This window comes from Candidatus Igneacidithiobacillus taiwanensis, assembly GCF_031962545.1.
Taxonomy (GTDB): Bacteria; Pseudomonadota; Gammaproteobacteria; order Acidithiobacillales; family Acidithiobacillaceae; genus Igneacidithiobacillus; species Igneacidithiobacillus taiwanensis.
Genome location: NZ_JAVRKK010000140.1, coordinates 1 through 5,456, shown reverse-complemented (window position 1 = coordinate 5,456; position 5,456 = coordinate 1). Strand labels below are relative to the sequence as shown.

5 protein-coding genes and 1 pseudogene are annotated in these 5,456 nt (G+C 52.1%); 3 read left to right on the top strand and 3 right to left on the bottom strand.

The window, feature by feature from the left end; all coding sequences use genetic code 11:
• Nucleotides 1-99: 99 nt before the first annotated feature.
• A pseudogene (locus tag RTI30_RS12225) lies at nt 100-702 on the bottom strand (cytochrome d ubiquinol oxidase subunit II); the annotation flags it as partial.
• 50 nt (nt 703-752) lie between these two features.
• A complete protein-coding gene (locus RTI30_RS12220; protein ID WP_312283870.1) occupies nt 753-2,207 on the bottom strand; it encodes a cytochrome ubiquinol oxidase subunit I in 1,455 nt (484 codons plus the stop codon).
• A gap of 218 nt (nt 2,208-2,425) precedes the next feature.
• Here RTI30_RS12220 and RTI30_RS12215 point away from each other — a divergent pair, with 218 nt between their 5' ends.
• A complete protein-coding gene (locus tag RTI30_RS12215; RefSeq protein WP_312283869.1) occupies nt 2,426-3,157 on the top strand; it encodes a Crp/Fnr family transcriptional regulator in 732 nt (243 codons plus the stop codon).
• A 155-nt stretch (nt 3,158-3,312) separates the two neighbouring features.
• Here the strand turns inward: RTI30_RS12215 and RTI30_RS14335 are convergent, their stop codons facing one another.
• Nucleotides 3,313-3,468 (bottom strand): IS3 family transposase, encoded by a 156-nt coding sequence (locus RTI30_RS14335; RefSeq protein WP_409449707.1) that lies wholly within the window; start codon nt 3,466-3,468, stop codon nt 3,313-3,315.
• A gap of 564 nt (nt 3,469-4,032) precedes the next feature.
• Here RTI30_RS14335 and RTI30_RS12210 point away from each other — a divergent pair.
• Both RTI30_RS12210 and RTI30_RS12205 read left to right on the top strand, forming a co-directional pair.
• A complete protein-coding gene (locus RTI30_RS12210) occupies nt 4,033-4,818 on the top strand; it encodes a hypothetical protein (RefSeq protein ID WP_312283868.1) in 786 nt (261 codons plus the stop codon).
• A gap of 125 nt (nt 4,819-4,943) precedes the next feature.
• Nucleotides 4,944-5,195 (top strand): YfhL family 4Fe-4S dicluster ferredoxin, encoded by a 252-nt coding sequence (locus RTI30_RS12205; RefSeq protein ID WP_312283867.1) that lies wholly within the window; start codon nt 4,944-4,946, stop codon nt 5,193-5,195.
• The last annotated feature ends 261 nt before the right edge of the window (nt 5,196-5,456 follow it).

Below are 5,456 nucleotides of genomic sequence, written 5' to 3'. Positions count from 1 at the left end.
CGGTTTCTCTCATCCATGCTCAAGTGCTGATACTGGTTGCCCATTGTTCACCTCCAGTCTCCTTGGACCAAAGGTGTTGCACTTCATTTTTGAGCCGGCCAGATATAGACCTCCCGCAAGCCCGGCGGCTATCACCGCTCCAAAACCGGTGAACACCGAAAAGGGTGTCAGGAAAGTCAATGCGTTGCCACTGAAATGCGGAATCGGCGAGTGTACAAAGAGTCCTGGTGCATGTTCTGCCATGGCGGGGCCGGCTTTCATGGGGAAACCTTGCAAAGTGGCACCGAGGGCCATTCCCGCTCCAAATGGCGCAAGGAAGCTGCCCAACGCAAATGCCCATCCCCATAGTCGTTTACTTCCTGTAGCATGCACATGAAATTCAAAAGCGACAGCGCGAGAGATAACTCCCCATAAAGCAATCATCAAGGGAATCATCAAATAGTTAAAGGCAGAGCCATAAACGAGTGGGAAAGCCCCGAAGAGCACGCCTCCAGCTACCACCAGCCAGGTTTCATTCCCATCCCACATCCCGGCCATGGAGGCCATGATGGCACCCCGTTCCTCTTCGTCTGGAGAAAACAGGGCAAAGACTCCCGCACCGAGATCTGCCCCATCCAACGCGATATAGAATAAGAAGATGAGACTTAAGAGTAGCCACCACCAGGTTGTCAACGTGGTGGCGATACGGCCGATATCGAACATAGCAAACTCCTTGGTTTGTTCTCCCGGGTCGGCCCCGGGAGAGAGCATTCTTACCGTTCTTGCCGAAGGGCAGGTTTTGCAAAACTCGGTGTGGCTAGTCCGCCACCACCCTGATGGACTTCTTCGTCTGCCTCTGTGGTACCAGGAAGCGGACTATCCAAGTCTGGTCCTTTCCGGATAATCTTGCTGAAGAAGTACCAAGCCCCTGCCCACACGCTCAGTTCAAAGAGAATATATCCTGCAAACCAGGCAATCTCTTGCCCAAGCCCCATGTGACTTACCCCCTCATACGTACGCATGAGTCCATACACCACCCAGGGTTGACGGCCGACTTCCCGAGTCCACCAACCAGTCCAAATCGCTAGATAGGGAAGAAAACCGCTGAGAACCACAAGGCGCAGAAACCAGGGACGAGCCCGCAGGCCACTCACTGTGAATTGGCCCCGCAGCATCAACAGCGTTCCCCAAAGTGCAATGAAGAAAAGGAAAAAGCCAATGGCTACCATTATCCGAAAGCTGTAGAACGGTACCCACACATCGGGTCGATCCTTCGCCGGGAAGCTGTCCATACCAGTCACTTTCCCGCTCCAGGTATGGGTTTCCAGCAGACTCAGGACATGGGGAATGGTGATCGCAAAGACATTGCCATCGTTCTTGGCATTAGGAATGGCAATCAGATGCCAGCCCGTGTTGACCTTACCATCGGGCAGATAGGTATGATAGTGCCCTTCCATCGCTGCTAATGAGGTGGGTTCTGTGTGGGCAACATCTACCCCTACGGTATCTCCTATAAAAATCTGGATAGGGGTGAGGATCAGCAGGGCTATGATTGCGGGTTTGAGCATTTTGACAAAGAGATCCGCGTGGCGATTCTTCAGAATGTACCAGGCACTTACTGCTGCAAGCACAAAAAATCCCAGGATCATGGTCGCTACCCACATATGGGGAAATCCCCATTGTGCATTATCGTTGAACACCGCATGCCACCAGTTAGTTACCTGGAACAAGCCGTCCTTGAGTACTACCCCATTCGGGGTTTGCATCCAAGAGTTGGCTACCAGAATCCAATAGGCAGAAAGGCTAGAAGCAAGAGCCACATTAAACGTAGAGAACAAATGCATGCCCTTGCCAACTTTATTCCAGCCAAAGATCATGAGGCCAATGAATCCTGCCTCATACATAAAGGCGGTGATGGTTTCAAATCCGAGGATATTACCAAAGAAAGGTCCTGCTGCCTGGGAGAAAGGACCATACAGAATACCGAAAGCCATTTCCATGGTAACCCCAGTGGCAACCCCGGCACCAAAATTCACGATAAAGATCTTTTCAAAAAACCGATTTAGACGGTACCAACGCTTGTCGCCAGAACGCAACCACGCTACTTCCAGCCCGAAAAGAATCCAGGACACGCCGATCGTCAATGGTGTCCAGAGAATATGCATGGAGGTAATCCAAGCAAAGTCAAGCCGACTCAACAGAATCGGCAAGGTGTTTTCTGCTAACATCGCACACCTCTCAGAAATAAGTGGAAAAATGCAAAACAGTAAAAGCATAATATGTGCCATTTCATAACACATGAAGAAACAATGGCTAAGAGTAGGATGTTGCGTTTACGCAGCCCTTGAGCAAAGGGTATAAACCACTGATATCCACTATTGGTGGTGGATTTGAGCAATAGTTGTGAATCCGCAAGGTTGCGCTAAAGAAGATTAGGATACGATAATTGAAAGATAACTCTTTTACTCTGGATAAAAAGATGAAGATGTCTGATTGTCTTACCTGTCCTGTACGCCGCTGGAGTATCTTCTCGGAATTGTTGGATACGGATCTGGCGCATTTGCCGATCCAGGTGGAAGATACCGCCGTTTCTGCCGATACCTGTGTTAGCAAAGAAGGAGACCTCATCCAGCAGGCCTTTGTCCTACGACAGGGATCGATCAAGCTGGAACGTGTAACCGTATCCGGGGGAACGCAAATTGTGCAACTCTTGCGTAATGGTGACATCTGGGGTTTTGAAGGTCTCGATCAATCGTGCTATCAACATACGGCAACCACGCTGGAGAACTCTCTGGTTTGTCGAATCAATATCTCTCAAATACGTACTTGGTGTGACCAAGACTCTCGCGTACAGAGTGCGATTCGAAAGCGACTGCAAATCGCCCATCGGGAGCTGGAGAATCATTTGTTGCTGGTGTTGTCCGCAGATTCCGTACGGCGTGTGGCGGCATTTCTCTGTTTCTGGTGTAGAAACTATCCGGACAACAGGAAGGTTTCCTTTCCCTTCCATCGACATGAAATTGCTGATTTTCTTAGCATCTCACCAACGCATGTCAGCCGTATTTTGGCAGATTTCAAAAGACGCGGATTAGTTCATGAAAGTAATGGAAGAATCAGCGTTTCCTATCATGAACTACGCAATATTGCCAATGGTACTCACGAGGTAACCAGTCGCTGAGTAAGGCGCCCTGCAAATCGTAGACAGCTCCGTCTCCAGCGGCTACCCGTGTGAAGGTCTGTGCAAACACCGCGGGTGCCAAATAGCCAATCCGGGAATGCCGGCGTTGACGGTTGATAACAATCTCGATGTACTCCCGAATCGCTACGCAGGCATCAAGATCTGGTCTCGAAGTGCTGCTGGTGGACCATCTCCTTTTTCAAATTGCCCCAGAAGCTCTCGATGGGAGCGTTGGGTGTGCCTTGCAAAGGCGCGGTTGTTCCGTCGGCATCCAATCCGACTCGGCTAACTTTCGCTCCAGCCGGAAGCACTTGGGGCGGTCCAGTAGGTAACAAATGGGCTGAAGCACCTCAAGAAAAGGCCTCGTTAGGAGGTCAGCGGGCCCTGCGGGCCGCAATGGCATATCCCGCGATCTCGCAGGTGCATGGATTCTTGACAGCGGGAAGGTAGAACCAGCCTTCGGCAGTGGGGATGTAGGTGAGATCCGCATGCCAGACGACATCTGGACATTTTTAAACGCTGTTTGACACCACAGCTCAATGGATATTTTCACTACCGTTCTTGGATTGATAATTCTCAATGCATGGATCCCCTAATGGTATTAAAAGGGAATCGTTATCGTTCTTATTTAGGAGTGCAAGTCATGAAAGGATTCCGTCAGTCGGGCAATAGGCGTAATTGCCGTTGCGCATGGCCATCCGGCCAGGAACGTCTTGTTGGCAGCAGCAATGCGCCAAGCCAACAGCAGCCGCGCCTCTCATTCGGAATGAGCCCGTTCTTTGGGGTGCCGGATTACTATGACAGCGGTCGGGGGATGGGTCGCAAACAAGGCATAGGACAAGGTAGTTTCGGCTACTAGGAAAAGGAGAATCGAGATGAGTAATACCAAGAATATCTGTCCCAGTTGCGGTGCCACTCTCCCTGGCAGGGGAAATGACACCATCCCTGGAGGCAATTTAACCGGCTCGGGCCCCAACTCCAACATTCGCGGCGGAATGGGTAACCGGGGGCGGGGCGTAGGTGGTGGTGGTGGCCGCGGTATGGGTGGTGGCGGCGGTAGAGGTATGGGCGGCGGTAGAGGTATGGGCGGCGGCGCTGGCCGGAGCGCCATGACGGCTAATGGCATTCGTTTCGGCGTTGAAGCAGGAATGCGCCCACCCGTGGGGAACGAAGCCCAAATGGAGGCAGCCTTGGCTGCTCGCTTCGGCAATGCAGGCATGACACGTCATCAGCATGACCAAAGCGTTTTTCAAACGCTGCTGCGGCACCATGATCAACTCTACCGAGAGGTGATCAATCTACATAACGGCATTCGTGCCATAACCACCTCAGAAAACCCGGAAATGGTACGCCTCCTGCATGATCATGTCCCTGCCATGCACCATCGCTTGGAAGACAACATGACTCTACGCAACTGGGATCCCGCTTTCGTAGAGATTTTCGCCCAGCGGGAAAAGGTACGTATGGAAGTCACCCTCTTGCCCAACGGCGTATTGGTAGAAGAAACCAGCGATGACCCCAACGTCGTCAAGCTTATCCAGGCCCACGGCGAAGTCATCAATCTCTTTGTGCGGGACGGCTTTGTCCAAGGGCAGAAGATCAGCCCCCTACCGGCGGATTATCGACCGGTAGCGGCTCTTTCCCAACTGCCGGGTGCATGATATCACATCCCTTTGCCGGCAAGACCAGGATGGGGTGCCGTTAGAAGTATCCTGATGGAGACCCCTTCCCGATGCCGTAACGCTAGGCAGTTATTTTCACAATCACCACAATCTATGGTAGCGACATGGCCTTAATGATTACAGATGAATGCATCAATTGCGCGATATGTGAGCCCGAGTGTCCGAATATGGCGATCTCCATGGGCGGAGAGCACTACGAGGTGGATCCGGAGCGCTGCACCGAGTGCGTAGGTCATCATGATCAACCTCAATGTCAGCAAGTCTGCCCCGTAGATTGCATCATCCTCGATCCGCACCGCCGGGAAAGCAAGGACGAACTGCAAGCGAAGTTCGACCGGCTGGACCATGCAAGCTAAGGGACCCGGGATTTCTGGAAAGATCCGCGCTTTAGCAGCGGTACTGGTACATTGCTCGGATTATCCTGGCTACATTTCTTGCATAATGGTGCGACCAGCTTGTTACCGGGTATCCTTCCGGCAGCGCTTACCGTGCTGCATCAAAACGTTGCCATGGCTTCGGCCATTATGGCTGTGCTGTTGATTGGGCAGGCACTGCAACCGTTGATGGGCAGGATAGCCGATCAATGAGGCGGCCACGCGATGCTTTTGTGGGGGCTA

Excerpts from the sequence above, each read along its gene's own strand:
- RTI30_RS12220 (WP_312283870.1), bottom strand. The coding sequence starts at position 2,207 with ATGTTAGCAGAAAACACCTTGCCGATTCTGTTGAGTCGGCTTGACTTT.
- RTI30_RS12210 (WP_312283868.1), top strand. The coding sequence starts at position 4,033 with ATGAGTAATACCAAGAATATCTGTCCCAGTTGCGGTGCCACTCTCCCT.
- RTI30_RS12205 (WP_312283867.1), top strand. The coding sequence starts at position 4,944 with ATGGCCTTAATGATTACAGATGAATGCATCAATTGCGCGATATGTGAG.